Genomic DNA, 25,953 nt, shown 5'->3' on the forward strand with positions numbered 1-25,953 from the left:
CAGAAAAGATCCGTTTCGGGAACCACGACCTCGTAATCTCAGCTGGGTGGCGGCACAACGAACTTGCCCAGACTCCTTATCCCGATTGAAAGCGCAGCGGCTGAAACCCGTGTAGCGGCTTCACCCGAGACCCTTAAAAAATTCATTGCCCTCGGCTGCTCTGTTGCAGTTGAGCGTGGTGCCGGAGTGTCCTCCGGTTTCCTTGACGAGGCTTACGCCAGTGCTGGAGCCGATTTGGTTGCTCCAGGAGACGCTCAAACCTGGGGTCAGGCAGACGTTTTGCTGTGTGTGCAAAGCCCAAGCCCAACATCCCTGGCTCGATTGCGACGGGGGGCTCTCGTGGTGGGCATGTTGTCCCCCTATGGCAATCACGAGCTATCGGAAGCGATGAAGGCTTGTGGGCTCTCAGCCATGGCGCTTGAGCTTCTCCCTCGTATCAGTCGTGCCCAGGCCGCTGATGTGCTCTCATCCCAGGCCAACATCGCTGGTTACAAGGCTGTGTTGCTCGGTGCTGCGGCCTTAGATCGCTATTTCCCGATGTTGATGACCGCAGCCGGCACCGTGCAGCCCGCCAGGGTTGTGGTGCTGGGTGCTGGTGTTGCAGGACTTCAGGCCGTTGCAACCGCTCGCCGTTTGGGTGCGGTTGTTTATGTGAGCGACATTCGACCCGCTGTGAAAGAGCAGGTGGAGTCGCTTGGAGCCCGATTCATCGATCCTCCGGAGATGGAGGACAAGCCAGCCGAATCCGGCGGTTACGCCAAACAAGCCTCGGATGCATTTCTGGCCGCGCAGCGACAACAGCTGTCCGATCAGCTCGCCCAAGCTGATGTGGCGATTTGCACAGCCCAAGTTCCGGGCCGGCGAGCCCCACGTTTGATCAGTGAAGACATGCTCGATCGCATGCGCCCCGGATCGGTGGTGGTGGATCTAGCCGTGGCTCAAGGTGGCAATTGTGCCGACACCGTGCCGTCCCAAACGGTGAACCGCAAAGGCGTGAAGCTGATTGGTGCGAATGAGCTTCCCTGCAGCGTTCCGAATCACGCCAGTTCGTTGTACGCCCGCAATCTTTTGGCTTTGCTGCAGCCCACGCTTCAAGACGGCCAGCTCACGCTCGACACCGAAGACGAGCTGATTGCTGGTTGTTTGATCGCCCATGACGGCAGCATTCGCCGTGGCGATGTTCTTACTCCTGGAGGTACCAACTGATGTCGTTTTTAAGTGAGGCTCTCTGGGTCCTGCTGCTCGGCAGCCTTCTCGGTCTTGAACTGATTGGCAAAGTGCCCCCTACTTTGCATACCCCTTTGATGAGTGGCGCTAACGCCATTTCAGGGATCACGGTCTTGGCGGCTCTCACCTTGATCATCAAGGCGGGAAATGACGGCAATACACCTTTATTGGCCTTGGGTGCTGTGTCCCTCGGTTTCGCTCTTTTCAATGTGATTGGCGGCTTTTTGGTCACCGATCGAATGCTGGCCATGTTCAGCCGTAAGCCCGCTCGCAAGGAGAACCGCTGATGAGCACTGCTGTCGTTGTTAAGTACGCGATCGATCTGGTCGCCGTCCTGCTGCTAGCCCTTGGCATCAAGGGACTCTCAAAAGTACGTTCTGCGCGGGAGGCCAATCGTCTGGCTGCCGTTGCCATGGCTCTCGCCGTGTTGGGAGTCTTGGTTGATTCGTTTGCCGGTGGAATCTCAGCTTCTGCCTGGACTTGGATCATCGGAGGCACTATCGTTGGTGGCCTTTTGGGCGCGATTACCGCTCAAAGGGTGCCGATGACATCGATGCCCGAGATCGTTGCCCTGTTCAACGGTTGTGGGGGAATGTCATCCCTGCTGGTGGCCCTTGGTGTTGCCCTGTTCCCTGTGATGGGGGCGGAAGGGGAATCTCGAATCGTTGAAGAGATTTCGATCGTGATCTCGGTGTTTGTGGGTTCGATCACCTTCACCGGTTCAATCGTGGCGATGGCCAAGCTCCAGGGCTGGTTGTCCACACCGCCATGGATGCAGAGCAAGGCGCGCCACGTGGTGAACATTGCTTTGGCAGTGGTGTCCTTGATCGCTGCGATCGAGATGATCCGCAATGGCGGAAGCGGACTGTGGCTGCTGGTTGTGGCCTCGGCGTTGCTCGGCATCGGCGTCACCCTGCCGATCGGCGGAGCCGATATGCCCGTGGTGATCTCCCTTCTGAACAGCTATTCGGGCGTGGCCGCTGCTGCTGCTGGTTTTGTGGTGGGCAGTCAGCTGCTGATTGTGGCGGGCGCGATGGTGGGCGCCGCCGGTTTGATCCTTACCCAGGTGATGTGCAACGGCATGAATCGCTCCCTGGTGTCGGTGCTGTTTGGTGGAGCTCTTGGTGCTTCCTCCACAGCCTCCGGTGGTGGTGGCGAATACACCAACATCACCAGTTGCAGCGCTGAAGAGTGTGCACTCACCCTCGAAGCGGCAGAACGGGTGATCATCGTTCCCGGCTATGGCCTGGCTGTGGCTCAAGCCCAGCACACGTTGAGAGAGGTGACGCGCTCCCTTGAGGCCGCTGGGATTGAGGTGGCCTACGCCATTCATCCTGTGGCGGGACGGATGCCCGGTCACATGAATGTGCTTCTGGCGGAAGCCGATGTGCCCTATGAGCAGCTCAAGGAGATGGATGTGATCAACCCTGAGTTCCCAGCGACTGACGTCGTGCTGGTTCTGGGTGCCAACGATGTGGTGAATCCCCAGGCCAAGACCGATCCCAATTCACCGCTCTATGGCATGCCAGTGCTGGATGTTCAGCAGGCCCGCACCGTGTTTGTGGTGAAGCGCGGCATGAGCGCTGGTTATTCCGGCATCAAAAATGACCTGTTTGAACTCGGCAACACCTCCATGGTGTTTGGCGATGCCAAAAAGGTGCTTGGAGATCTGCTGGGAGAACTCAAGGAGTTAGGCGTCGGTAAGAAATGATTCGCCTGTGAGCTGGCCTGATCCAATCCCAGACCCCCAGCTGTTGAAGCAACTGGGGGTGGCTCCATTTCAACAGCGCCTTCCCTGGTGGGGTGGCGATCTTCAGACGTTGAGGGACACGCTCCGTCCCGTGGATTTGCCGATCGATCAGGGTCAACCCCTCGAGATCCAAGTGCCTGCGCTGAAAAGTGGTGCTGCAGGCTCGGGAGCCTTGCTGGCCTTCTTGGATTGTCCAGCCGCTCCGAGAGCCTTGGTGGTTGTCTTGCATGGACTGGGGGGGTCCAGTCGTCGCGAGGGTTTGCGCAGGCTTGGGGTGGCCCTGTTTGAGGCGGGTTATGCGGTGCTGCGCCTCAATATGCGTGGCGCTGATCCTGGGCGCCATCTGGCTGGTGGTACCTATGCGGCTCAGTGCAACAGCGACCTTTTGCCTGTGTTGCATCGGGCGCGACAGCTCTGCAGCACGCTCTCCACAGCAGGAACCTCCCTGCCCTTGTTTGGCGCCGGGCTTTCCCTGGGGGGAACCATGCTTCTAAATGCATGCCTCTCAACGCAAGCCGAACGGGTGGCTGCCGGACTCGACCCAACGCGCCAGCCCCTGGATGGATTGTTCTGTGCCAGCAGTCCTTTGGATCTGGCTGCCTGCAGCGCCTCGATTGAACGTCCCCGCAATCGGGTGTACCAACGCTGGTTGCTGCAGCGCTTGGTGCGTCAGACGCTGGCCGATCCCTTTGGCGTGAGCGATTTGGATCTTGAGCGCATGAGTGGTGCTGAGCAACCGCGCACCATTCGTGCTTTTGATCGCACCGTCACCGCTCCGCGTTGGGGATTTGCGGACGTGGATGCCTATTACCGCGAGGCGTCTCCGCTCCAGCATTTGATCCAATCACCCCAGCAGTTGCCCCCCACCCTGTTGCTTCAGGCTCTTGATGACCCATGGGTTCCCGCTCACTCGGCCCTCGAGCTACGGGAGGCTGTCTCCACTAATCAGCCAATTCAGTTGATTTTTACGCGCAAAGGCGGCCACAACGGTTTTCACGGGCGCACGGGCTGTTGGGCGGATGCCCTGGCTGCATCGTGGTTGAAAACCCTCAACTGAAGGGAGTGGTCTTCAGGATCCACTCCTCGATCGGTTGTCCTTGGATGATGTGTTGCTGAAGAATGCTGCTGATGCGTTCCGGCGTGACACCGCCATACCAGGTGCCATCAGGCCAGACCAACAAGATGGGGCCCTGATCGCAGATTCGTAAGCAATCCGCTTTGCTGCGCAGCACGATTCCCTGGACTCGGCTGGGATTTTCGAGGTCCAATTCACGCACCTGTTGCTTGAGAGCGTCCCAGCTTGCGGCACCGATCTCTGGATCACAGCACTTGGCTTTTGTGGGTGTGGCGCAGAGTAACAAGTGATGGCTAATCCGCTGGTTCATGCGGCCAGCGATGCGCTGTTCATGCGCGTGGTGCCTCGGTTCACCTGCTCGCGCACGGCCTGGCGCGCCCATTGATCCACCGCCAACACATCATTCAGAGACGGGCTGGAGGCGAGATCCGCTTTGTGTTGCTCGCAGGCTCCCTCAATCATCTTGGGGATGTCGAGAAAGTGAATCTTCTCTTCGAGGAACTGGGCCACGGCCTCTTCATTGGCTGCGTTCAGCACAGCAGGCATGGTGCCGCCAGCACGCCCTGCGGCGTAGGCCAGGTCCATGCAGGGATATTTGGCTGGATCCGGTGCGCGGAAACTCAATTGCCCCACTTCGGTGAGATCGAGCCGTCGCCATGGGGTCTCCAGCCTGGAAGGCCAACTCATGCAATAGAGGATCGGTAGCTTCATGTCGGGCCAGCCGAGCTGGGCTAACACCGAGGAATCGGCAAGCTCCACCATGGAATGGATGATGCTTTGAGGATGAATCACGATCTCGATGTGGTCGTAATCCAGCCCAAATAAATAGTGAGCCTCAATCACCTCCAACCCCTTGTTCATTAAGGAGGCTGAATCCACGGTGATTTTTTTGCCCATGCTCCAGTTGGGATGGGAGGTGGCATCGGCCACCGTTGCTTTTTCAAGCTCAGAGGCTGACCAATCGCGAAAGGCTCCACCCGAGGCGGTGAGTTGAATGCGGCGTAGGCCAGGCGTTGGAACCCCGGTGGAGAGACGGGCGGTGTCGCTCCAAGGTGTTCCCTGCAGGCACTGGAAGATGGCGGAGTGTTCCGAGTCGGCAGGAAGCAGCCGGCTGCCGCTTTTCTTCAACTCAGGTAACACCACCGGCCCAGCGGCAATCAGCGTTTCCTTGTTGGCAACGGCCAGATCTTTGCCCGCTCGGATGGCCGCCAGGGTGGGCAGCAAGCCGGCACAGCCGACGATGCCGGTGACGACGAGATCAGCCGAATCCCAGGACGCCGCCACATCCAAACCTTCGGGTCCACCCACCAAGTGCGGCAAGGGCTCCGGGCGTGTCTCCGCAGGCAGGGCCATCAGCCTGTCCTTCAGCTCAGCAAGCAGCGCTGGATCCGCTAGGGCCACCACATCAGGGCGATGCCTCTGGATTTGGGACACGAGCAGGCTGAGGTTGCGTCCAGCGCTGAGCGCCACCACCCGGAATTGCTCGGGGAAATCTTCAACGATCTCCAGCGTCTGGGTGCCGATTGAGCCAGTGGAGCCCAGAACGCTGATGGCTTTCACAGGGATCCAGGCAATTGATCACAGTTTCCCACCTCAGTGCCTGCGCCTGGCAAACTTCGCACCATTACGGATGGACTCGGGCTGATGGCGCTGAAGGAGCACTGGCGGTCCGGATTGGGATTTGTGTTCGCCGCGGCGGGGAGCGCTGTGGGCTTAGGCAACCTTTGGGGCTTTGCCTATCGCGCCTCCCAGGGAGGTGGGGGCGCCTTCCTGCTGCTGTACGTGCTGATTGTGTTGTTGGTGTGCCTGCCCGTGCTGATCGCGGAGATGGTGCTGGGGCGAAGTACGGCCCAAAGTCCCTTGCTCGCTCCTGTGGCGGCGGCGGGAGACGCTTGGCGGCCGATGGGGTGGCTGTTCTTGATCGCCTCCTGCGGAATTTTGGCGTTCTACGCGGTGTTGATGGGGTGGACGGGCCACACCCTCGTCCATGCTCTATGGGTGGGGTTGCCAGCCGATATGGAGACAGCGAAATCGTTGTTTGCTTCGGTGAGCAAGGGGAATAGCGCACTGCTTGGCCAAGGGGGCAGTCTTGCTTTAACCGCTGCGGTGGTGGCTGCTGGGGTGCAGGGCGGAATCGAGCGTTTATCGCGTTGGGCCCTGCCTCTGTTGTTTGTGTTGTTGGTGGGCTTGGCCCTATGGGCCACCACCCTCTCTGGAGCTGTTGGCGGATACCAAACCTTTCTGTTGCGTTGGGATTCAACGCAGCTGCTCAACCCCACCACGATTCGCAATGCCTTTACCCAGGCCTTTTTCTCGATCGGGACGGGCATCGGTTGCATCCTTGCCTATTCGGCCTATCTGAAAAGCAGTGCCCGTCTGCCGAGGGAAGCGATCGCGGTGGTGGGTTTGGATACGGCCGTGGGTCTGTTGGCTGGACTGATCACCTTCCCTGTGGTGATCAGCTTCGGTCTGCAGGAAACGGTGAGTGAGTCCACGGTTGGGGCTTTGTTTTTGGCGATTCCCACCGGACTTGCTTCCCTTGGGTCGGCAGGGCGCCTGGTGGCCGTGCTCTTCTTCTCACTGGCCTATCTCGCGGCGATTACCTCCTCGGTGTCCTTGCTGGAGGTCCCTGTGGCGTCCTTGATGGACCGCTTGGGCTGGTCCCGCAGGCGATCGGCATGGTTGATGGCCTTGCTGATTTTTATTGCCGGCCTGCCAGCGGCGATGTCGATTCCGGTGTTGGAAGCGATGGATTCGATCTTTGGGGGAGTGTTGTTGATCTTGGGAGGACTGTTGTTAGCGCTGCTGATGGGCTGGGTGGTTCCGAAACGGTTTCGGGATGATCTTCAGACATCAAAAACATCAGGGGGCTTAATCCGCTTGATGTTGTTTTTCCTGCGCTGGGTATCTCCTGTTGTAATCACGGCTGGCTTAGTCATCAGCGTTGTTGATTTATGGCGTCAATGGTTTCCAGCGGCTTGATGGCAGGTAGCAGAAAGCATGCTGCTCAGGTTTTAAAACTTTCTCTGCACGAATTCGCTTGCCAAGCGAACCTCCAGGAGGAATGAAACTGAGGCCAACATCAACATCCCCATCGTGGTGATGAAAAGAGGTGCAACGATTGCGGTGAGGTTCACTTGCGTGATCACACTCATAAACATCGCTGAAACCACGATGGAAAGGAGGAGGGTGGCGCAGGTGAGTAGCCAGATTGCGCGAAGAATATGTTGCATTCGCCGCTTGCAATGCTTGCGATCAATATCATCTGCTCTGGCATCTGATTCGCTCAGTCGGCGTGAGTGATCAGCAACGCGGGCGAGCCTGGTGGACAGCACATTGAGCAGGGCCCCGATTCCAGCGAGCAAAAACACCGGCGACACCGAGAGCTGAATGGCCTTGGACAGGCTTTCAGGATGCAAGTTTGTGAATTCCAAGGGCGGGTGAGTCCGTTAGGTGGTGTCAGCAATCCGGTAGACAGGAGCCTCTGTGGACGCAGTTCGATGTTGTGGCTTAAACGTTGGAACTTTATTGAGCGGGCTCGGTTGGAGCGGGAGCTTTGGGATGCATTCGAGGCCAAGGAGGATATCGAGGCCATGGTGAATGGCCTCAAGGCCCGTATTGAAGCTGCCGATCCCAGTGACCCTGATCTTGGCGATCAAAACTTCCGTTTGGAGGTCTGGATCACCACCATGGAAAGGATCCGCAAAATTGAAGCCATGATGGCTGGAAAGGAGCGCTAGATCGTTTTCCAATCGGTGAGTCCACCAGGCTTGTCGATTAGCTCAATGCCTTGGTCGCTGAGGGCCTGGCGGATGCGATCGGCTTCTTGATAGTTCTTGGCCTGTTTCGCTGCTTTGCGATTGGCAATGGCCAGTTCAATCGCCTGAGCATCCACTTGGCCGTGTTCAGAGGGTGGGGATTGATCGGTTTCGCTGCGTAAACCAAGCACGCCGGCCAGTTCGCGCAACACCATCCAGCGCGCGTGCAGTTCGTTGAGTTCGCTGGCTGGCTGGTCAGGCTGGTCGCCGCGATCGAGGCGGTTGGTTAAGCCCCTCAGCGGACGGGCGAGATCAAACAGCACGGCCAGGGCGCCGGAGCTGTTGAGGTCATCGTCCATAGCGGCGATGAACCGTTGCTTGAAGGCTTCAAAGGGGCCATCGGCGCTCAGTTCAGCGCGAACCGCTTCCCCGCTCAAGGGCACCTGATCGCTCCATCCCAAAGCGGCAGCATGGGTTTCGCCCAATTTGAGGGCGGAATTCAACCCCTTCCATCCAGTGGTTGCTGCCTCCAGCGCTTCCGGGGTGAAGTCCAGAGGCTTGCGGTAGTGGGCCTGCAAAACAAACAGACGCAGGGCCATCGCCGAGAGGCCGCTGTCTAAAAGTGCGCGAATGGTGGTGAAGTTGCCCAGGGATTTGCTCATCTTTTCTCCCCCCACATTCACCATGCCGTTGTGCAGCCAAACCCGAGCGAGTTCGGATCCCGTGGCCGCTTCCGACTGGGCAATTTCATTTTCGTGATGGGGGAACACCAAATCGGCTCCGCCGAGATGGATATCGATGGTGTCGCCCAGTTCTTCACGCACCATCGCCGAACATTCGATGTGCCAGCCAGGGCGACCCTCACCCCAAGGGGATGGAAAGCTGGGTTCATCCGTTTTCGCCCGTTTCCAAAGGGCAAAATCAAAGGGGTGTCGCTTTCGTGCTTCTTCCGCATCGGCGACGCGACCCGCAGCATTCTCCTGCTGCTCACTGAGGTCTCGGCCGCTGAGCTTCCCATATCCCGCGTGCTTCATCACGGCGAAATAGACATCGCCATCGGCTGAGTAGGCCGCCCCTTTGGCTTCAAGCTCTGCGATTAAGCCACGGATGCTGTCCAGACAACGGGTGGCACGGGGCATGCGGTCGGGGCGCAAGATCCCAAGAGCATCCATGTCTTGATGGAAGGCTGCGATGTTGCGCTCGCTCACCTCATCCATTGATGAGGACTCTTCAGCAGCGCGCTTGAGGATTTTGTCGTCAATGTCGGTGAAGTTTTGAACGAACGTCACCGCGTAGCCGCGCCAGATCAAATAGCGACGTAAGACATCCCAGTTGATGTAGCTGCGGGCATGTCCGAGATGGCAGAGGTCATAGACCGTGACCCCACAGCAATAAATGCTGACCTCTCCTGGCTTCAGTGGGAGAAAGGGTTCCGTGCGGCGGGTGATGGTGTTGGTAAACCGCAGGGAAGACATCAGGCTCAAAAAGGGGGGATCAAATCACGGTTCATGCCTGACTGCGCAGTTCAAAAACCTTGGATGGATGGTAGATCCGAGCAGGTGTTGCCCCTTCTTTTTGCGTTGGACGGAAAAACCGAGCGTGGTTTGCGCTCAACTCCTCAACACTTCAATGCATTGTTATTGAAATCATAGAAACATTCGTTTTAGAGGCTGCGTTGTGAAAACCGATATCTCGACATTGATTGGCAGATGAGATGCATGGAAGTTGGCCATAGGCCCAGCGATGCGATCGATACGACGTTGTTGTTGGCAATCGAGGATAGGCAGGGGATGCTGATGGTGGATCTAAGCCTTAAGTATAAGGTTTGAATCCAAGGCTTAAAATGATGCTGATTGAGGCCATATTGCGCACGCCTGTTGTGTATTTCTGTGGAAACAATGTTGGTTTGATCAAGCCAATGTTGCTAAGCCTGAGGGATCAATGCTGGTTGCGGGCTGCTTGCATGCTGCTCTTGCAACCCTGGATTGTGGCAACGGTTTGTGTCGGTGACTTGCATTGGCATTGCAATGAATTATCTGGTTGCTAGCTTTTGTTTGAAAATTAATTTGTTAGAGAGGATATTTGATGTCACTGGCGATTTTCGCTTTGATGTTTACTTGTTTTGTTGATGTGATGGGTCAAGGTCTTGCCTTCCCCATTTTTGCTGCTTTGTTGATGCAGCCCAATGCTGGCTTTCTTCCAGCTGGTGTTTCGCAGTCACAGGGTGCTCTTCTCTATGGAATAGCGATTGGAACATTCTTTCTGACCTGGTTTTTTGGATCGATTTATGTTTCAAGGCTGTCAGACAGCATTGGTCGTAAGACGGGAATCCTGATTTGTTTGATTGGTGCCATTGCCGGTTATGCAATTGCAGCGGTGGCGCTGATTTCACATAATTACACTCTTTTGGTGGTCTCTCGGGGGGTGACTGGCTTCACTGCTGGAGCTCAACCGATTGCTGCTGCAGCGATGATTGATCTTGCTAAAAGTGATCGAGAAAGTGCACGTAATTTAGGACTGACAACGGTTGGTATGAGTTTTGGTCTTGTGGTGGGCCCCATTATTGGAGGACTCTTCTCCGATAAGGATCTTCTTGGTGGCCTGGCATCCTCACATTTGCCATTTCTGATTGGTGGCTTGTTGTGTTTTGTGGGATTGATGCTTGTCTTCTTTGGTTTTGAAGATGCCAAGACGGAGGCCAGTCCGATGGATGTCAATCCATTGGTGGTGTTCAAGTTATTAGCGGATGCCCTTAATCGAGAGTCTGTTCGATGCGTTTCAACGGCTTTCTTTCCCTATATGTTGTGCGTCTTAGGCCTCTATGTGTTTGTGTCGGCCAACCTATCTACACGGTTTGGTTATGGAGCGACAGGCTCCAGTATTGGAATGTTCTTGATGGGAATTGGCTTGATTGGTTCCAGCAGCCTCCTCGTTGAACCTTTGAATGCACGGTTTTCAAAACGGACGATTATGGCGAGCTGCACCGTGTTGTTTTGTGGTTGTGTGACGGCATTCTTGTTCGTTGCCTCTGGGCCCCTGGCCTTGGCAATCATGCTGCCTTCAGGGGTCTTGCATGGTATTGGCTATCCAACAATGTTGACAGGCTTTTCTGAGTCTGTTTCCAAAGAAGAGCAGGGCTGGGTTATGGGTTTTGCCACATCACTCTTTACCCTCGCTGCCGCAATCGTTTCCTTCTTTGGCGGTCAATTGATTGCTTCGAGTGGACCACAAGCACCGTTTCAATTTTCAATAGTCTGCGGTGGAGTGGCCATCATTGCCTTGGCAGCGAATTGGAAAAATTCCCCTTACTTAAATAAGGTGATGTCATAACGGTTGGCCAAGGTTGATCGTCAATTATTTGCATTCCATCCAGTTTGCTCCGCTTCCTGTTTCCACGTCCAAAGGAACAGATAGATGGATGGCGTTTTTCATAGTTTCCACCACGAGCTCCTGAACTACGGCAAGTCCCTCGGGTTCCGTTTCGAGCACCAGTTCATCATGCACTTGTAGAAGAAGTCTGGCTGGCAGGTTTTTGCTTTCAAGTTCTGCTTGAAGCTGCACCATCGCCAATTTGATGATGTCGGCACTCGAGCCCTGGATTGGAGCATTGGCCGCGGCGCGCAGTTGCTGTGCTTCCATCCCGCCGCGTCGCGCCACCTCCAAATTGATCTCGAGGGGATCCATTCCCTTGAGGCGGCCGAGACCATTGCGATCGAAGTGAAACGGTCGCCTGCGCCCCAAAAGGGTTTCCACGTAGCCCTGACTGAGGGCGAGACGTTCCTGCAATTCAAGGTACGCAAACACCTTGGGATAGCGCTCTTTGTATTTGCTCAAAAAGTCTTTGGCTTCGCTTTGGCTGACCCCTGTTTCGCGTGCAAAGCGTTGGGCGCCCATGCCGTAAATCACGCCGAAGTTGATGGTTTTGCCCAAACGTCGTTCATCGGCCGACACCTCGTCTTTGTCGAGGAGCAAGCGAGCGGTGAGAGCGTGGACATCGTCTCCGTCGCGGTAAGCCTGGAGCAGCACTTCTTCTCCGGATAGGTGCGTGAGAATGCGCAGTTCGATTTGCGAATAGTCGGCACTGAGCAGTTGCCAGCCCTCTTGGGGCAAAAAGGCCTTGCGGATTCGCCTCGAAAATTCAGTGCGTACAGGGATGTTTTGCAGATTGGGGTTGCTGCTGCTGAGCCGACCTGTCGCCGTGACCGCTTGGTTGAAGTCGGTATGGACCCGTCCGGTTTCTGCTTCCACCAGTTGGGGCAGCGCATCCACATAGGTGCTCTTTAATTTGCTCAGCACTCGGTGCTCAAGCACCAGGGGCACCACGGGGTGATCTTGTTCGAGTTTTTCAAGCACCGTGGCATCGGTGCTGTAGCCGGTTTTGGTGCGTCGCGATTTTTTGCGGTCCAGCCCGAGGGTGTTGAACAGCAAGTCGCCGAGTTGCTTGGGGGATGCCAGGTTGAAGTCAAGCCCAGCAGCCTCTTTTGCGCTTGCCTCAAGTCGTTCCAGGTTGGCTCCGATTTCGGAGGAGAGCGCTTTGAGATAGGGCACATCAATGCGAATCCCCGTGGCCTCCATCACGGCCAAGACCGGCTCAAGGGGCAACTCCACCTTGCTGAGCAATTCGGGAAGCTGGGGGCCTAATGCCTCCAGTTGTTGCTTGAGATCGATGGCGAGTTTGCGGGTGAGATGCACATCCATGCCGCAGTACTGAGCGGCTTGTTCGAGGGGCACCTCGGAGAAATTGCTGGCCTTGCCGTCCTTGGCTTTTCCCACCAGATCGCTGAACAGGGTGGGATGAATTCCGTAATCCCGCTGGGCCATCACATCCAGGCCATGTTTTGCTGCCGCATCCCTGAGGTAATCAGCCAGCAGCGTGTCCATGACAACGCCGGCCAGGGGTAGGCCGTGTCGCAACAGAATCAGCCGGTCGTATTTGGCGTTCTGAAGGGCTTTGGGGTGCTCACCACTGGCAAGCCAAGGCGCAAACGCTTGCAGCACCGTTTCTAGTGGCAGTTGCTCTGGGATGGGATCGCCTTGATGACTCACCGGGATGTAGGCCAGATCGCCAGGGTTCGCTCCCCAGCAAACGCCAATGCCCACGAGCTGAGCTCGGAAGGGATTGAGATCGGTGGTTTCGGTGTCGAGGGCCACGGGGGCCAGTGGATCGCGGCAGTTCATTAACTGCGTGAGCAGGGCCTTGAGTTGATCCAGGGTTTGAATGACGTCTGGCTGTAAGACCGGTTGGGTTTGGCTGGAATCTGCGGCGGATGTCGCTTCTGATGACGCTTCTGATCTCGCTTCTGATCTCGTTTCGGACCTTGCTTCGGTCCCCTCTGTTGTTTTGGTCTTGGACTTGATGGTGCGTGGCTCTTCCGCGGTGGCGAGCAGGTGGGCATTGGCAGCCAATCCACCACTGGAAAAGGTGGCGACAAAGTTGGGGACCTGGCGGATCAGGCTGTTCAGCTCCAACTCTTCAAGACGCTGACTAAGGCCATCACCGTCCACGCTGCCCAGCTCCAGTTTGGGCTCCTCCGGCAGGGGAATGTCCACCAGGATTTCCGCCAGGTGCCTCGACAGGTAGGCATTGTCTTTGTCGTTGGCAAGCTTGCCTTTCAGCGCCCCTTTAATCGCGCCTCGGCTCGCTTTGGGGCCCTCCTCTTCCACCTCGGCCAGGGTCCGATACACCCCATCAAGATCGTTGTTGTCTTTCAGCAGGCTGATCGCTGTTTTCGGACCCACGCCCTTCACGCCAGGGATGTTGTCGGAGCTATCTCCGGTAAGAGCCTTGAGATCCACCACCTTGGTGGGAGCCACGCCGAGCTTGGCTTGGACGCCGGCTTCATCGATCAAGGTGGGGCCACTGCTCTTGGCGTAGGGACCGCCACCCATATAAAGGACAGCGATGTTGCGACTGTCGTCCACCAGTTGGAAGAGGTCGCGATCGCCGCTGAGAATGCGCACACTCCATCCCTCTGCGGCTGCGCGGTTGGCCAAGGTGCCGAGCACATCGTCGGCTTCAAAACCCGGCGCCAGGCAGAGGGGCAGCTGGAGCTGCGTCTTCAGAATGTCTTGGAGCTGCTCAAGGTCTTGGAAGAAGTGATCCGGGGCGACGTCGCGATGGGCCTTGTAGTTGGGGTCGGCTTTATGGCGGAAGGTGGGTTCAGCCGTATCGAAGGCGATCGTCACACTGTTGGGTTTCAGCCCTTTGCAGTTGTCGAGTAAGGCCTTTAGAAACCCATAGGTCACGCTCGTTGGCGTTCCGTCTTTGGTGCTCAGTCCGCCCTCCCCGCCCTTGCTAAAGGCGTAAAAACTGCGGAACGCCAGTGAGTGTCCGTCCACCAGCAGGAGCAGGGGTTGATCGGAGGTGGGGCTCATGGGTTTCGGCGGGGGTGGGCTGGATTAGTCGCGCTGTTTAGCCCAGGGCGGCAAGTCGATGAACACCCGGGTTCCCGGTTTCACTCCGGAGAGAATCGCACTCTGGCTGCCACCACTGGATCCAAGTTCGATGGACTGGAAGGTGGGTTGATCATTTTTGCCCACCAGCAAAACGCCCGGTTTGCCGTCTTCGGTCACGATCGCCACGGTTGGGACCAGGGTGCTCGCTGCGGTGCGACCGGTTTGAAAATTCACGTCCGCGGTCATGCCGATGCGCAGGATGGGAGGCGGATCGAGAAGGGTGAGTTCCACCTCAAAAGAGATCACATTGTTGGTTTTCTCGGCACGCGGGGCGATGTCGCGCACTTCAGCGGCAAAGCTTTGATCGGGAAAGGCATCAACCCGCACGCTGGCAACCTGGCCGATTTTGATCCTGCCGATATCACTTTCGGGCACTTTTGCGGTCACCTCCAGGCCCTGGGAGAGCTCAACGATCGATGAGCTGGTCGCTCCCGCTGAGGAGGATGCTGCGGTGGTGGGCGTCACGAAGGAGCCGGGTTCGGCATAGCGCTCAGTGATCACTCCGCTGAAAGGGGCCCTGATCAAGAGTTCGCCACCCTCCACATCCCGTTGTTGGACTCTTTCTTGGGCTGCTTCAAAGTTGGCTTTGCTGATCAGATAGCTGGCTTGAAAGTCATCGCGATCGGCCTCGCTAATCGCACCACTGCTAAACAGCTTGCGACGGCGCAGATAGTCGGCGGTTTTGGCTTCATAATCGGCTTTGGCTTGACGTTCCAAGGCCTTGAGCTCATCCATTCGGTCTTGAAAGTCTCCGCGGTCCATGCGGGCAACCACCTGCCCTTTCTCCACGCGGTCTCCTTCGTCAACGAGCAAGGCTTCGAGCAAACCCTGACGTCTTGGACTCACGTTGACCCGGCGAATCGCCTCCAACTCGCCGCTCGCAGTGATCACACCGGGAAGCGATCCACGGGTGGCTTCAACGGTGTAGTCGGAGAGGTCACGGCCTCCGCTGCGATTGCTGTTCAGCGTCCAAATCAAACTTCCGCCGCCCAAAAGTGCTGCGGCCACGCCAGCAATCAGCAAGCGTTTGCGTCGTCGTCGATTGCTGCTGAGGCGTGTAAGAGAGGTCAAGTCATGGTCCTTGGCGAGTACCGGGGTTTGCCGTTGTTGGCTGACCATGACACCGCCTGTATCAGAACTTCACACACAGTCTCGCTTGTGTCCTGGTGAAACGACGCGGGAACTGGAAATTTGCACGGATCAGTCACGTATAAGAAGCGTAGGCGTGTGCTTGTTGGGGTTTGCGGCTTTAGAGGCTGTTGAGGGCTGGTGGATAGATTTGCCCACATGCTTAAAGCTGGAATCGTCGGGTTGCCCAATGTCGGCAAATCCACCTTGTTCAATGCCCTCGTGGCCAACGCGCAGGCGCAAGCTGCGAACTTTCCGTTTTGCACGATTGAGCCGAATGTGGGCACGGTGGCGGTCCCAGATGATCGCCTCCAGAAGCTCTCTGACCTCAGTCAGAGCAAAGAGATCATCCCTACACGAATGGAGTTCGTGGACATCGCCGGTTTGGTGAAGGGTGCCAGTCAGGGCGAAGGCTTGGGAAATAAGTTTCTGTCAAATATTCGTGAGGTCGACGCGATTGTTCATGTGGTGCGTTGCTTTGAAGACGACGACGTCATTCACGTGTCTGGATCGGTGGGACCTGCGCGCGATGCCGAGGTGATCAATCTTGAGCTTGGCTTGGCCGATCTCTCTCAGATCGAGAAGCGGCGTGAGCGGTTGAAGAAGCAAATGCGTACGAGCAAAGAAGCGCAGGTGGAAGACGAGGCTCTTGCACGCATTCAAGAGGTGCTCGAAGCCGGAGGCGCCGCACGCAGCGTTGAGCTAACGGATGAAGAAGCTTTGATGATCAAGCCGCTTGGACTGCTCACTGCCAAGCCAATCATTTATGCCACCAATGTGAGCGAAGACGACCTGGCTGCGGGCAATGGCTACTGCGAGGAAGTCGCAGCCCTTGCAGAGAAAGAAGGGGCTGAGTCTGTGCGCATTTCAGCGCAGGTGGAGGCCGAGTTGGTGGAGTTGGGCGAAGAAGAATGTGCTGATTATCTGGAAGGCCTTGGCGTGAGTGAAGGAGGCTTGCGCAGTCTCATTCGTGCCACCTATCGATTATTAGGCTTGCGGACTTACTTCACCACTGGTGAAAAGGAAACGCGGGCTTGGACATTCCGGGCCGGGATGACCGCACCACAAACGGCAGGAGTGATTCACACTGATTTTGAGCGTGGATTCATCCGTGCACAAACCATCGGTTGGGAGAAGTTGCTGGAGGCTGGCTCACTTCCTGAAGCTCGAAATAAGGGATGGTTGCGTAGTGAAGGGAAGGACTATTTGGTGGCCGAGGGTGATGTGATGGAGTTTTTGTTTAATGTTTAATCATTGTGTTTACATTTTAATTTGGCATCTTTTAAAGCAATAGAAATGGTAAATTATAATTTCCTTTTCTTGTGAACGTTTTTTCAATAATGGTTGATGTTCAAGTGCTTGAATATTTTTGGGAATGAGTCACTTTTTTTTGTGTGATGAGCCATTCTTGTTCTGTCGAATGGTGAATGGCTAGTTTGATTCTGTGTGTAGAGGTTAGTGTCTGGGACGTAGTCAACGCAAGCTTCCAGCAGGTCATTCCTTTCACATCATGCTCAGATGCAATAGCCGTCAGTTTTTGATTGCCAAAGGATTGCGGCGTGATTTGCTTTTAGCTGTGCTCTCTAAAGCCAAGCAAAAGGTGCCCCATAGGTTGTATGCGGTGTGCCTGATGGCAAATCACCTGCATCTGCTTCTGCGTCCTGATGATGCAAATGAATTGCCAAAGCTGATGCATTGGGTTGGCAGGTATTCAGCCATGGCTTTGAATCGCCTTTCTGGACGTTGCGGGCATTTTTGGTAAGCCAGGTATTACGCCACTGCCATTGCTCCAAAAGATCACAGGCGAGTGCTGAATACATTGCGTTATATCCACGCCGATCTAAAGGCAGCAGGAATCAGGAAAGGGTTTTATGACCCCTATTCCAATTACGGGCATTACGGAAGATTGGAATGTGATGGCATCAGTGAGTTGCGTCCAAGCTTTCTGCAATTGGCATCAAGCCTTAAGGGTTGCTCCAGGCGATATGCACGGTTCTGCCAGTACTGCCGGCACAAAAGCAAAGGCAGCTCCTAGGTCACCATGATACGAACTAAGGTTTTTCAATATAATTCAAGCAAGTAGTGAAATTTAGAGTGCAACTCGAACTCCTAGTTGACCTCCCCAGCTACTCCAAGAAGCATTATTCCAATTGTTAAATCCATCTTTAGTGTTAAAATGTGAGGTTGCCCTGTAAATTCCTTCAGCGAATATTTTAGAGTCTGATGAAACATCTACAGACATGCCAGCTTTAAATTGATAGCCCCAGAGAGATCGATTGAATGCGTTATAAGAGAGGCCTGGATCAGAAAAATTTCTTACGTCTAAGTTTGAATATCCTATTCCAGTACCAAGATATGGCGTCCAGGACTTCTTGCGCAGCAGATCCCAGTATCCGCTAATGAAAGCTGATTGCTTTCGAACTTCTCCACCTGAAATATAGTCAAAATCAATTCCTCGAACATTAGTGTAGCCACGTAATTGACTTGCATCAATAGCGTAAGTCGCCTCGATTCTTAAACCTTCAAAATCAATCCCAAATCCTAGCTCTGCAGATGCTCCAGGATTTGTATATTCCTCAAAAGTTCCTACCTTTCCTGTATTTGTTCGGGTCGTCGGATTATTGGCTCCAGCTGCTCCAGTTATATATAGCTTGGGATAATCATCCCTGTCCTCTTGAGCAATGACAGGCAGGGAAGTGATAGAGATGGCAGAAGCCAACAGCCCTAGGGAAAGGCGGCGCAGCATGGAGGTTGAATTAGATACCGAAAGGATGACTCGCTTGTGTTGCTGTTGAAAGCTGCAGTAGGCAGTTTCAGCATTGTTGCTATTCCGTAGGCAGCAAACCCCGCTTGTGGTGGGGCTATATCTTTAGACAGAGAAGCTTGAAATGTCTAAAGGAGTCAATTACCACTTAGGATTTATTGAGCATTCACCAAACAAGCCAATGGGACTAAGGACTGTCAATAAGCGGATCGCTCTTTGGGTTACAGAGAAAGTTGGCACGATGTGGTGCGCTTATGCATTTTGCTTGCTTGCATTCATTTCTTTGCCTGAAGCATTGGCTTCGCAAGACCCTTTGAAGATCGTCTCCTGGGGGGCACAGACTTTTCTCCAGCTTGTACTGCTTCCAATCATCATTGTTGGGCAGAATATTCAAAGTAAAATTGCTGAGCAGCAGGCTGATACGGATAGCAAAACGCTTATTGCTATTAAGCGGCTAGCAGAGGAGATTCATGATGCAACATACAGATCAAGCACTGCATTTCTTGAATTGAATGACTAATCAAAGCGACTCATGCATGTGCTCTCATTGGTGTTATTGAATTAAATTCTGTTGCCGCAATACACTTTTGCTTCTATCGATAATATTGCTTTTGCTTTTAATGCGGATCATTGATCTTGTTTGTTTCAAGCTTTTAGGGTTGAGTGTTCAAGCGGGTGGTGATTGAAATGCTCTATGTGTTTTGCTGCCGTATAAAGGGTCCAACACCATGTGCCAAAAAGGAAGCGAATTTTTTTGGGATTAAATTATCAGATAAGTTTTATCTGCAATAGAGTTGTTTGAGTTGTTTGAGTTGTTTGAGTTGTTTGAGTTGTTTCTCAAAGAGCCTCAATCGCCTTCATCGCTGGAACAAATTGATCGCTGTCTTGATTGAAGTCTGTGCATTCTTTGTTCATGGCTTCACTCACCAGCTGGATGGTTTGAGCGGCTTGGGAAGATTTTAGCCAGTCCTTTTGCGACTCCCAGTTATTATTTTTAATCGCTGCTTCCACGATGAGATCAGCACGCTCTTGGCTGTAGTCAGCGTGGATCACTTTGCAGGCTGCGTAAGCCGATTGCCCCACGAGTCCTCGGCGCATGTCTTGCACAGACGTTTGGGCCGTCTGGGCGTGTGCCCCACTCCAAAGAATCGATTGACTCAGCATCCAACCAAGGCTGATCCAGAGCAAATGTCTGCGGGGCATCATCGGCTTACGCGTAGTTCGAGTTGAAAGTCTCGCCTGTGGCCATCGGGATGGCGAGGTCCTCCCTCCATTCGCTCAATGGTTTCTCCCAGCCTTCCTCCCAACGCTGCAACACGAGGGGCTTGGCCTGTAGGCCGACGCGCTGTCCGTGTGCAATGGCTCGACTAATCGCTTCGTGTTCTGCTGGTTGAAACCGGAAGGCCTTAAAACTGGCCAAAAGATTGAGAAGCACGTAGGCGGGGAAGCCAATTTGAGTGGCGGTGATCGCTAACACGGCTGATTCCCCCTGCGCTTGGGTGTTGAGCCCGGCGATCACGTGATGAATGTCATGGGTGGTGGCGATGCGTTGGGTGAGCCAGAGCGCTTCTGTGCTGGTGTCTCGGGGTCGGAAAAAGTCGGCGTCGTAATTCAAGCGGCGAATCATTCCCGCATAGGCCCGCCCCAGTGTTCCTTCCGGAAGCAACTCCAGCGTCTCAATGTTTGGTTGAAAGGCTGGGAAGCGTTGCTCCATCATCTCGGCACCGCCCGGCAACGCCTTAAAACGTGCGATGGAAACCTGCATCGCTTCACTGTCGAGGAAGTTGTCGATGAGGTCTCCCACTCCATGGAGCCCTCCCTCGGTGGATGCAATCTCGCGCAGGATGCGCAAATTTTTAATGGAGCGCAGCAGTTCTCTGGTTCGTGGCATCTAGTGCTTCTTCGATGGGGCTTCCACTCAAATTTGGCTTGTAGCGGGGGCGGACCGCCTTCAATAGTGGGACCACTAACAAACAGGTGCCAGCCATCAACAACCAAAGCACCAAACCATGACCCTGTTGGTCTAGAAGGGCACCCGCGAGGAGAGGCGCTGCGATGGCACTGATTGCAAAGCATTGAGAGAACAGGGCCATGGCTAAACCGCGATGTTGCAGGGGTGTCTCTTCCACCATGGCTTCTGCTGCCGTTGGTAAAAAAGCAGCCTCACCAAAGGCGATCGGAACCATCGCAAGCGCAATCAGGCTGCTGCCTCCGGCCCAAAGCGCTGATCCAGCCAGTAAAAGGCAGCCTGTGATGAAGCCAAGCAAGCCCATTCCTAAGCCAAAACGCAGACTGCGCTTTGCCACCCAGTTGCCGATGGGCCACTGAAGCACCATCAACAGAAGAAGCTGCCAAGCGATAAAGCCGCCGCTGGAGGCTTCGCTGAGTGGAGCGCGGGCAAGCCCCCCTCGAACCATGTCGAGGGGAAGGGCGCTCTGCATCAATGAAACGATTCCAGTGGCGATCACGCTCACAATCAGCACTGGAATCAGGGGCAGAAGCCAACGCCAATCAGCTTCTGGGGCCGATTTGGCTTCCGCTTCAGGATTCAATTCATGGTTGTTGCTTGCTGCGGTGCTGGGATGCAGCAGCGCCGCCCGTCCGTCCGGCAGGGGCGTGAGCAACAACACCACCAGCATGCTCAGCACGGCCGCAGCTTCCACCGCGTAAACCATCCGGATCATGTCCATGGCGGTCAACACCGCACCCAATAAGGCGCCAGCGGCAACGCCTAAGGCGTCAGCGCTGCGAGCCAGAGCGTATCCACGGCTGGAATTGAAACCGCTGCAGCTCAAGGGAACGGCCAATTCAATCGCTGGGAAATAGAGGCCGGCCGCCACCCCGATCAGCAACTGTCCAACGAGGTAGCCGTTGAAGCCTGTGGCTTGAAACAGCACCAAATCCGCCATTAAGGCGAGCAGGGCAGCGGCTCGGACTGGCCATGAGCAGGTCAGACCGCGGTCCAGCAAGACGCCACTCAACAGCCTTGCCACCGTGCCGATCAAGGCAGAGGCCGCCAATCCTTGGCTCACTTGCACTGCCGTAAAGCTCGCCTGGTGAAACACGATCGGTGTCAGATAGATGACACCACCCGCTCCAAACGAAGCGAGCAGGCGAATAAACGCCACTTCTTGCAAAGGTGCGGGAAACTGGTTCCACCAGTGAACTGGTCTTGGCCTTGCGAAGACGCTCAACAGGACTGCGATTAGCTGCAAGTTGTGTGTGCAGTCTGCTGTTTTTTGGCGTCTCACCGCGTCCGTTGTGGGCTGCTTCTCAGCTGGAAGTGCAGATCGATGGCACGGTGATTCCCTTCTCCATTGGCGATTTAGCGAAATGGGCCCGCTCTGATGGACGCCACCGTTCCGAGCTCAGTACTTGGTTTTCGCTGTTAGAGCCCGAGAGTCGCGCAGGAGTTTTGGAGCTGCTGCAGGCTCCTGTGATCCTTGATCGCAGCATGGCTCGTCAGCTGTTGAACAGCTGGGCTGGCCGGCAATTGTTGGATCAAGTGTCGGATTTAGTGCGGGTGGACGATGACACGGAGGGGGTGATCGTTCGTCAAACGATCAACGAACTTTTAACCCGACAGCAGCAGGTCTCCAGCCTGGATTTGCTTGAGGCCTTGCCTGCCGAAAGCGTTCGTCTTGATCTTGATCTCTTGCTCGAGCTGGCATCCAGTTGGCGGATACAACTTGAGCGTCAACAAAACCTGGTGCGCCGCCTGGATCGCTTCCCCGTGACGGCCTCAGCTTCTGATCGTTTCGGGGCCTCCAGCCAAGATTTCGATCCGTTATTGGAACCGCGCTTGATGTCCTTGGCGGTGAGCCATCGCGAGGAGCCATTGGAATTTCAGCTTTGGTTGCCTGTGGAGGGGGCCCCAAAGCGTGAGCAGTGGCTGGTGCTGATGCCTGGATTAGGCGGCAGCCCAGATCATTTTCGCTGGCTTGGTCGCGGCCTTAGTCGTCGCGGTTGGGCCGTCTTGGTGCCAGATCACCCTGGCAGCGATGACGAAGCGGTCCAGGCCCTCTTAGAAGGGCGTCTTCCCCCTCCAGGGGCGGAGGTGCTTCCCGAACGGCTTCAGGATCTTGATGCCTTGCTCAAGGCCCGCGATCAGGGGGTGTTTCGGGTTCCCGGTGAACGTTTGGTCCTCGCTGGCCACTCCCTGGGTGCCTTTAGTGCGCTGCTTTCAACAGGTGCCAGGCCGGCTCCAGGTCTTGCGCGTCGTTGCTCGTCAGCGTTGGGTGACTTGCCGCTCAGCAACTTGTCGCGGCTCTTGCAGTGTCAATTGGTGGATGTGTCTTTGCCACAGCAGGTGGCACCCCCTGCGTTGTCGGCTGTGATCGGCTTCAACAGTTTTGGCAGCTTGCTCTGGCCTGCGGACTCCCTTTCCAAAACCGTCAACGTGCCTGTCTTGTTCACTGGTGGCACCCTCGATCTGATCACGCCACCGATCAGCGAACAGTTGGGCTTGTTGTTGGCGATGCCGGCCGACCCCTCGAGCCGGGTGGTGCTTGTGGAGGGTGCAAGCCATTTCTCTCCCGTGCGCGTTGAGGGGCAGAGGCAAGGGGGACAGGGTGAGGATCTCTTTCAGCTGGGAGAAGATCTGGTGGGTGTTCAGCCGCTCCAAGTGCAGGCGCTTTTGGAGCAAGAAGTCGTCCAATTCTTGGAGGAGCAAGAACAGCGCAAGGGTGCTCAGCGCTTCAAGGCCAAGACCCTGCATTTGAAGCTTGGAGAGCTTCACTTGCATCGGCTCGATCGCGAAGCGGCATCAGCCCTGGTGCATCAGTAACGGATACGCGGATCGAGCACCGCTACCAAGAGATCAACCGCCACGCTCACCATCACGACGAGGGCGGCGATGGCCACAACGATGCCTTGGACCACCGGATAGTCGCGTTGGTTGATGCTTTCTTGAAGGCGCATCGCAATCCCGGGCCAGGAGAAGGTCACTTCAATCAGCAGAGCTCCACCAATGAGCGATGCCACCGTGATGCCTGCAATGGTGAGCACGGGCAACAGCGCATTGGGCAGGGCATGGCGGAGTACGACTTGGGTTTCGCTTAGTCCACGGCTCCGCGCCGATTCCACATAATCCGATTTCAGGGTTCGATTCAGATTGAGGCGTAGCGCGTTGGTGAACACCCCGCTGAGGAGGAGGCCCAAGGTGCATGCGGGCAATACGAGGTGTCGAATCGTGCCTTGGAGGGCAGACCAATTGCCGCTGACCAGGCTGTCAAAGATCAGAAAACCGCTGCCCTCTGGGGGGATCAAGCTGGGAGGAAATCTGCCGCCTACGGGCAGCCAGCCGAGCATGACCGCAAACACAAGTTGGATCAGCATCGCTGCCCAAAAAGGTGGTAACGCGTAGGTGCCAATTCCGTAGAAGCGGCCTGCAAGGTCAAATTTCCCCTCGGGGCGGGCAATTCCGCTAAACCCCACGCCCAAGCCCAGAACGGCCGAGATGATCAAGGCGGTGATGCCCAATTCCAGGCTTGCGGGAAGCGTTTTGCTGATAATCGAGCGCACCGACTCGTTGTTCACCAGGGCAACGCCCAAATCGCCATGCACCAGTCCGCCGAGAAAATTGGAATATTGATGCCACAGCGATTGATCCAGTCCGAGGCTGGCGCGTAGGGCGGCCTTTGCGGCCTCTGGAGCCCTGCTGCCCAGCACCGCATCCACCGGGTCTCCAGGGGCGACGCGTAAGAGCAGAAACACCAGGCTGGCAATCAGCCAAAGCATGAGTGGAGCAAGCGCAAGTCGCGTTGCGCAATAGCGAAAAAGCTCCCTTCCCCGTGCCATCAGCGTCGCTCTCCCAGTTGGGCCAGATTCACGAGTCCGCTGCCATTAAAGGTGGGAGGGTTTAAACGAAGCTGAGACCAGGCTTTGGGAGCCACAAACCAGACCGGGATGTAGGGCGTCCCTTCTGCGGCCATGGCATCCACGGTGGCTAGCTCCTTGAGCCGCGGACGGCCCTGCAGCATGTCGCTAAGGCGCAGGGCTTTTTGCAGCTTTGGTGCCGTCCAGAACGTGCCGCCATCCACGGCTTCCCCCGCCTCACAGATGTTGCCTTTCCCGCTGCTGCAACTCAGCAATGGGGAGAGGTAGGCCTCAGGGTCTGGATAGGAGCCACTCCAGTCGAGGATCACCGCCTCGAATGATCCTTCGCTCAGCTGTTTGTAGACGGTGGTCGACTCCACTCCGTTGAGGGTCATTTGCACGCAATCGGGCAGATCGCGTTTCAGCTGAGCTTGCCAGGTGAGGGCCATTAAGCGATCGGAGGGCACGTTGGTACGGAACGTGAACGGCACTTGCAGACGACGACCTGTGCAGTACCCGGCTTGTTGAAACAACGTGCGCGCTGTGGCCAGGTTGTAGGTGGGCCAGGGTTCGGTTCTGCCTCCCCGCAAACTGGGTGGAATCAGTGAGCGCAATGGCTCTCTCTGGGTGTAGCTGACCCGGGTGCTGATCAGCCGGCGATCCAAGCTATGGGCGAGTGCCCGACGCACGATTTGACGTTGCATCGGCGGGCTATTGCTGCGCAGGGCCACGAACGTGATGTTCATGGCGGGGCCTTTGCTCTCGCGCAGAAGCTGCTTTTCAGCCCGTTGGCTTAAGGCTCGTTTCTGATCTTCATCAATGGAGTTCGACAGCAACACATCCACCTCTCCGCTGACGAGGGCTCCAAACAGTGCTGTGGAATTGCTGAGGTTGATGAGGTCGAGTCCCACATTGTTCGGCGGTTTGCCCCAGTAATGGCGGAACGGGAGAAGACGCTGTTGGGTGTTGCGAAAGCTGTTGAGAATGTATGGGCCCGTCCCGACAAAACGATCATTCAAGAATCGATCGGCATGGTCGGCGTAGGCCTTGGGAGAGACGGGGGTGAGATATGGGGATGTGAGCAGGCTTTCGATCGAGCTGGAGGGCTCCTTGAGGCGCAGGCGGATCTCGAAGGGGGAGGGGGTTTCAATCGCTGCGATGCGATTACTCAGCAAATAACGCTGCGAGCCGATGCGTAGGAAGCGATTCAGGCTGAAAGCCATCGCCTTTGCATCAAAGCGACTGCCGTCGTGGAAGAGCACATCCCGGCGCAAAGGGATCGTCAGGCTGAGTCTGTCCTCACCGAGCACAGGCATGGATGCGGCCAATTGGGGCTGAAGCTCCCCGCTTGTGCCTCGGATGTAGAGCGTGTCGCCGAGAGCACTGAGCACCTGAAGCACCCCTGTGGTGCTTGCCAGAGCAGGATCGAGGGAGCCAATGCGCCCGGCGCTGGCAACCGTTAGCCGGTCGCTTTGGCGTTTGGGCTGACAAGCGCTTTGGCTCAAAGCAAGGGCCAATCCGATCAACACGCTGGCCTGAAGGCTGAAGCGACGGCGATCAGTCACGCAGCGGTTCGTCAATGCAATGGCTATTCAACGCCCTCTAGGCACGATTTGTCGTCAATCGCTCTCGGAGATCGCGCTGGAAATCTGTTCAAGGGCCACCTCGAATACAGGAGATCCATCGGGCTCGAGCGGCCATTGGCGGATCCAGCAACGGTCGTGGTCGTCGTCAATCCCGATCACCTGAAAGGGGCCTTCCCCAGAGCGCAGTTTGATGCAGTCCCCTTGATGCAGCGTCATGGCGGAACGAGATTTCTGCTGATCGCAGTGTGATCCGTTAGCCAGGGTCAGTTCGTTCGACATGAACGTTCGAGAGCACAGATCTGCAAATGCAGATTTGCTCTGTGATACTTCTTACAACTCTGCCCTACGCCGGGGACCTGCTGCCACCCGACGTTGCGGATGTGTGGGCCTGC

Annotated in this window: 23 protein-coding genes and 1 pseudogene; 11 read left to right on the forward strand and 13 right to left on the reverse strand. The window is 55.9% G+C overall.

The window, feature by feature from the left end; genetic code table 11:
• The first annotated feature begins 63 nt into the window (after positions 1-63).
• The 4 genes from SYN8016DRAFT_RS00330 to SYN8016DRAFT_RS00345 are packed head-to-tail and all read left to right on the forward strand — an operon-like array spanning position 64 to position 4,034.
• The gene (locus tag SYN8016DRAFT_RS00330; RefSeq protein ID WP_006852210.1) at positions 64-1,206 is read left to right on the forward strand and encodes a Re/Si-specific NAD(P)(+) transhydrogenase subunit alpha; all 1,143 of its coding nucleotides are present in this window, start codon (positions 64-66) and stop codon (positions 1,204-1,206) included.
• Positions 1,206-1,514, forward strand: coding sequence for an NAD(P) transhydrogenase subunit alpha (locus SYN8016DRAFT_RS00335; protein WP_006852211.1), 309 nt, complete (start codon positions 1,206-1,208; stop codon positions 1,512-1,514). The genes SYN8016DRAFT_RS00330 and SYN8016DRAFT_RS00335 overlap by 1 nt, the downstream gene beginning before the upstream one ends.
• Positions 1,514-2,938 (forward strand): NAD(P)(+) transhydrogenase (Re/Si-specific) subunit beta, encoded by a 1,425-nt coding sequence (locus SYN8016DRAFT_RS00340; RefSeq protein WP_006852212.1) that lies wholly within the window; start codon positions 1,514-1,516, stop codon positions 2,936-2,938. Before SYN8016DRAFT_RS00335 ends, SYN8016DRAFT_RS00340 begins: the two co-directional genes overlap by 1 nt.
• Positions 2,939-2,945: 7 nt before the next feature.
• Entirely contained in the window at positions 2,946-4,034 is a 1,089-nt protein-coding gene (locus SYN8016DRAFT_RS00345) for a YheT family hydrolase (protein ID WP_006852213.1), read from the forward strand.
• Here the strand turns inward: SYN8016DRAFT_RS00345 and SYN8016DRAFT_RS00350 are convergent.
• Complete coding sequence (locus SYN8016DRAFT_RS00350) at positions 4,027-4,362, reverse strand: ferredoxin (protein WP_006852214.1); 336 nt, start codon at positions 4,360-4,362, stop codon at positions 4,027-4,029. The two genes, SYN8016DRAFT_RS00345 and SYN8016DRAFT_RS00350, sit on opposite strands and share 8 nt — an antisense overlap.
• The gene (locus tag SYN8016DRAFT_RS00355; protein WP_006852215.1) at positions 4,359-5,612 is read right to left on the reverse strand and encodes a 1-deoxy-D-xylulose-5-phosphate reductoisomerase; all 1,254 of its coding nucleotides are present in this window, start codon (positions 5,610-5,612) and stop codon (positions 4,359-4,361) included. The genes SYN8016DRAFT_RS00350 and SYN8016DRAFT_RS00355 overlap by 4 nt, the downstream gene beginning before the upstream one ends.
• A gap of 84 nt (positions 5,613-5,696) precedes the next feature.
• Here SYN8016DRAFT_RS00355 and SYN8016DRAFT_RS00360 point away from each other — a divergent pair, with 84 nt between their 5' ends.
• Positions 5,697-7,034, forward strand: coding sequence for a sodium-dependent transporter (locus SYN8016DRAFT_RS00360; protein WP_038013551.1), 1,338 nt, complete (start codon positions 5,697-5,699; stop codon positions 7,032-7,034).
• A 32-nt stretch (positions 7,035-7,066) separates the two neighbouring features.
• On the opposite strand, the gene SYN8016DRAFT_RS00365 is transcribed toward SYN8016DRAFT_RS00360, so the two are convergent.
• Positions 7,067-7,486, reverse strand: coding sequence for a DUF2721 domain-containing protein (locus SYN8016DRAFT_RS00365; protein ID WP_006852217.1), 420 nt, complete (start codon positions 7,484-7,486; stop codon positions 7,067-7,069).
• Positions 7,487-7,552: 66 nt separating this feature from the next.
• Between SYN8016DRAFT_RS00365 and SYN8016DRAFT_RS00370 the strand changes: the two genes are divergently transcribed.
• Positions 7,553-7,792, forward strand: a complete 240-nt coding sequence (locus SYN8016DRAFT_RS00370) for a hypothetical protein (protein ID WP_006852218.1) — start codon at positions 7,553-7,555, stop codon at positions 7,790-7,792.
• Here the strand turns inward: SYN8016DRAFT_RS00370 and cysS are convergent.
• Complete coding sequence (gene cysS / locus SYN8016DRAFT_RS00375) at positions 7,789-9,285, reverse strand: cysteine--tRNA ligase (RefSeq protein WP_006852219.1); 1,497 nt, start codon at positions 9,283-9,285, stop codon at positions 7,789-7,791. The two genes, SYN8016DRAFT_RS00370 and cysS, sit on opposite strands and share 4 nt — an antisense overlap.
• A 634-nt stretch (positions 9,286-9,919) precedes the next feature.
• On the opposite strand from cysS, the gene SYN8016DRAFT_RS00385 reads away from it, so the two are divergent.
• Complete coding sequence (locus SYN8016DRAFT_RS00385; protein ID WP_256364590.1) at positions 9,920-11,140, forward strand: MFS transporter; 1,221 nt, start codon at positions 9,920-9,922, stop codon at positions 11,138-11,140.
• Between the two features lie 24 nt (positions 11,141-11,164).
• On the opposite strand, the gene polA is transcribed toward SYN8016DRAFT_RS00385, so the two are convergent.
• Positions 11,165-14,185: a DNA polymerase I gene (gene polA, locus SYN8016DRAFT_RS00390; RefSeq protein WP_006852223.1), complete on the reverse strand. Its 3,021-nt coding sequence runs from the start codon at positions 14,183-14,185 to the stop codon at positions 11,165-11,167.
• Between the two features lie 24 nt (positions 14,186-14,209).
• Positions 14,210-15,385 (reverse strand): efflux RND transporter periplasmic adaptor subunit, encoded by a 1,176-nt coding sequence (locus SYN8016DRAFT_RS00395; RefSeq protein ID WP_006852224.1) that lies wholly within the window; start codon positions 15,383-15,385, stop codon positions 14,210-14,212.
• 168 nt (positions 15,386-15,553) lie between these two features.
• Here SYN8016DRAFT_RS00395 and ychF point away from each other — a divergent pair, with 168 nt between their 5' ends.
• Together ychF and SYN8016DRAFT_RS00405 are read left to right on the forward strand one after the other, a co-directional pair.
• Positions 15,554-16,645, forward strand: coding sequence for a redox-regulated ATPase YchF (gene ychF, locus SYN8016DRAFT_RS00400; RefSeq protein WP_006852225.1), 1,092 nt, complete (start codon positions 15,554-15,556; stop codon positions 16,643-16,645).
• A 211-nt stretch (positions 16,646-16,856) separates the two neighbouring features.
• Positions 16,857-17,426 (forward strand): annotated as a pseudogene (locus tag SYN8016DRAFT_RS00405) (transposase); the annotation flags it as partial.
• A 57-nt stretch (positions 17,427-17,483) separates the two neighbouring features.
• Here SYN8016DRAFT_RS00405 and SYN8016DRAFT_RS14315 read toward each other — a convergent pair.
• Positions 17,484-18,140: an outer membrane protein gene (locus SYN8016DRAFT_RS14315; protein ID WP_006852227.1), complete on the reverse strand. Its 657-nt coding sequence runs from the start codon at positions 18,138-18,140 to the stop codon at positions 17,484-17,486.
• A gap of 142 nt (positions 18,141-18,282) precedes the next feature.
• Here SYN8016DRAFT_RS14315 and SYN8016DRAFT_RS00410 point away from each other — a divergent pair, with 142 nt between their 5' ends.
• Positions 18,283-18,678: a hypothetical protein gene (locus SYN8016DRAFT_RS00410; protein WP_141561296.1), complete on the forward strand. Its 396-nt coding sequence runs from the start codon at positions 18,283-18,285 to the stop codon at positions 18,676-18,678.
• Between the two features lie 317 nt (positions 18,679-18,995).
• Here the strand turns inward: SYN8016DRAFT_RS00410 and SYN8016DRAFT_RS00415 are convergent, their stop codons facing one another.
• From SYN8016DRAFT_RS00415 to SYN8016DRAFT_RS00425, 3 genes are read right to left on the reverse strand one after another with little or no spacing between them, the layout of a single operon-like run.
• Positions 18,996-19,364 (reverse strand): hypothetical protein, encoded by a 369-nt coding sequence (locus SYN8016DRAFT_RS00415; RefSeq protein ID WP_141561297.1) that lies wholly within the window; start codon positions 19,362-19,364, stop codon positions 18,996-18,998.
• Positions 19,365-19,368: 4 nt separating this feature from the next.
• Positions 19,369-20,049: a Coq4 family protein gene (locus tag SYN8016DRAFT_RS00420; protein ID WP_006852230.1), complete on the reverse strand. Its 681-nt coding sequence runs from the start codon at positions 20,047-20,049 to the stop codon at positions 19,369-19,371.
• Positions 20,015-21,286 (reverse strand): MFS transporter, encoded by a 1,272-nt coding sequence (locus SYN8016DRAFT_RS00425; RefSeq protein ID WP_006852231.1) that lies wholly within the window; start codon positions 21,284-21,286, stop codon positions 20,015-20,017. The genes SYN8016DRAFT_RS00420 and SYN8016DRAFT_RS00425 overlap by 35 nt, the downstream gene beginning before the upstream one ends.
• 11 nt (positions 21,287-21,297) lie before the next feature.
• On the opposite strand from SYN8016DRAFT_RS00425, the gene SYN8016DRAFT_RS00430 reads away from it, so the two are divergent.
• Positions 21,298-22,944, forward strand: a complete 1,647-nt coding sequence (locus SYN8016DRAFT_RS00430) for an alpha/beta hydrolase (protein ID WP_006852232.1) — start codon at positions 21,298-21,300, stop codon at positions 22,942-22,944.
• Here the strand turns inward: SYN8016DRAFT_RS00430 and SYN8016DRAFT_RS00435 are convergent.
• Genes SYN8016DRAFT_RS00435 through SYN8016DRAFT_RS00445 form a run of 3 tightly spaced genes read right to left on the reverse strand, consistent with a single transcriptional unit; the run spans position 22,938 to position 25,840 of the window.
• Positions 22,938-23,957: an ABC transporter permease gene (locus SYN8016DRAFT_RS00435; protein WP_006852233.1), complete on the reverse strand. Its 1,020-nt coding sequence runs from the start codon at positions 23,955-23,957 to the stop codon at positions 22,938-22,940. The genes SYN8016DRAFT_RS00430 and SYN8016DRAFT_RS00435 overlap by 7 nt on opposite strands.
• Complete coding sequence (locus SYN8016DRAFT_RS00440) at positions 23,957-25,540, reverse strand: ABC transporter substrate-binding protein (protein WP_006852234.1); 1,584 nt, start codon at positions 25,538-25,540, stop codon at positions 23,957-23,959. The genes SYN8016DRAFT_RS00435 and SYN8016DRAFT_RS00440 overlap by 1 nt, the downstream gene beginning before the upstream one ends.
• 54 nt (positions 25,541-25,594) lie before the next feature.
• Positions 25,595-25,840, reverse strand: a complete 246-nt coding sequence (locus SYN8016DRAFT_RS00445; RefSeq protein ID WP_006852235.1) for a hypothetical protein — start codon at positions 25,838-25,840, stop codon at positions 25,595-25,597.
• Positions 25,841-25,953 lie beyond the last annotated feature (113 nt).

Source organism: Synechococcus sp. WH 8016 (genome assembly GCF_000230675.1).
Classification (GTDB): domain Bacteria; phylum Cyanobacteriota; class Cyanobacteriia; order PCC-6307; family Cyanobiaceae; genus Synechococcus_C.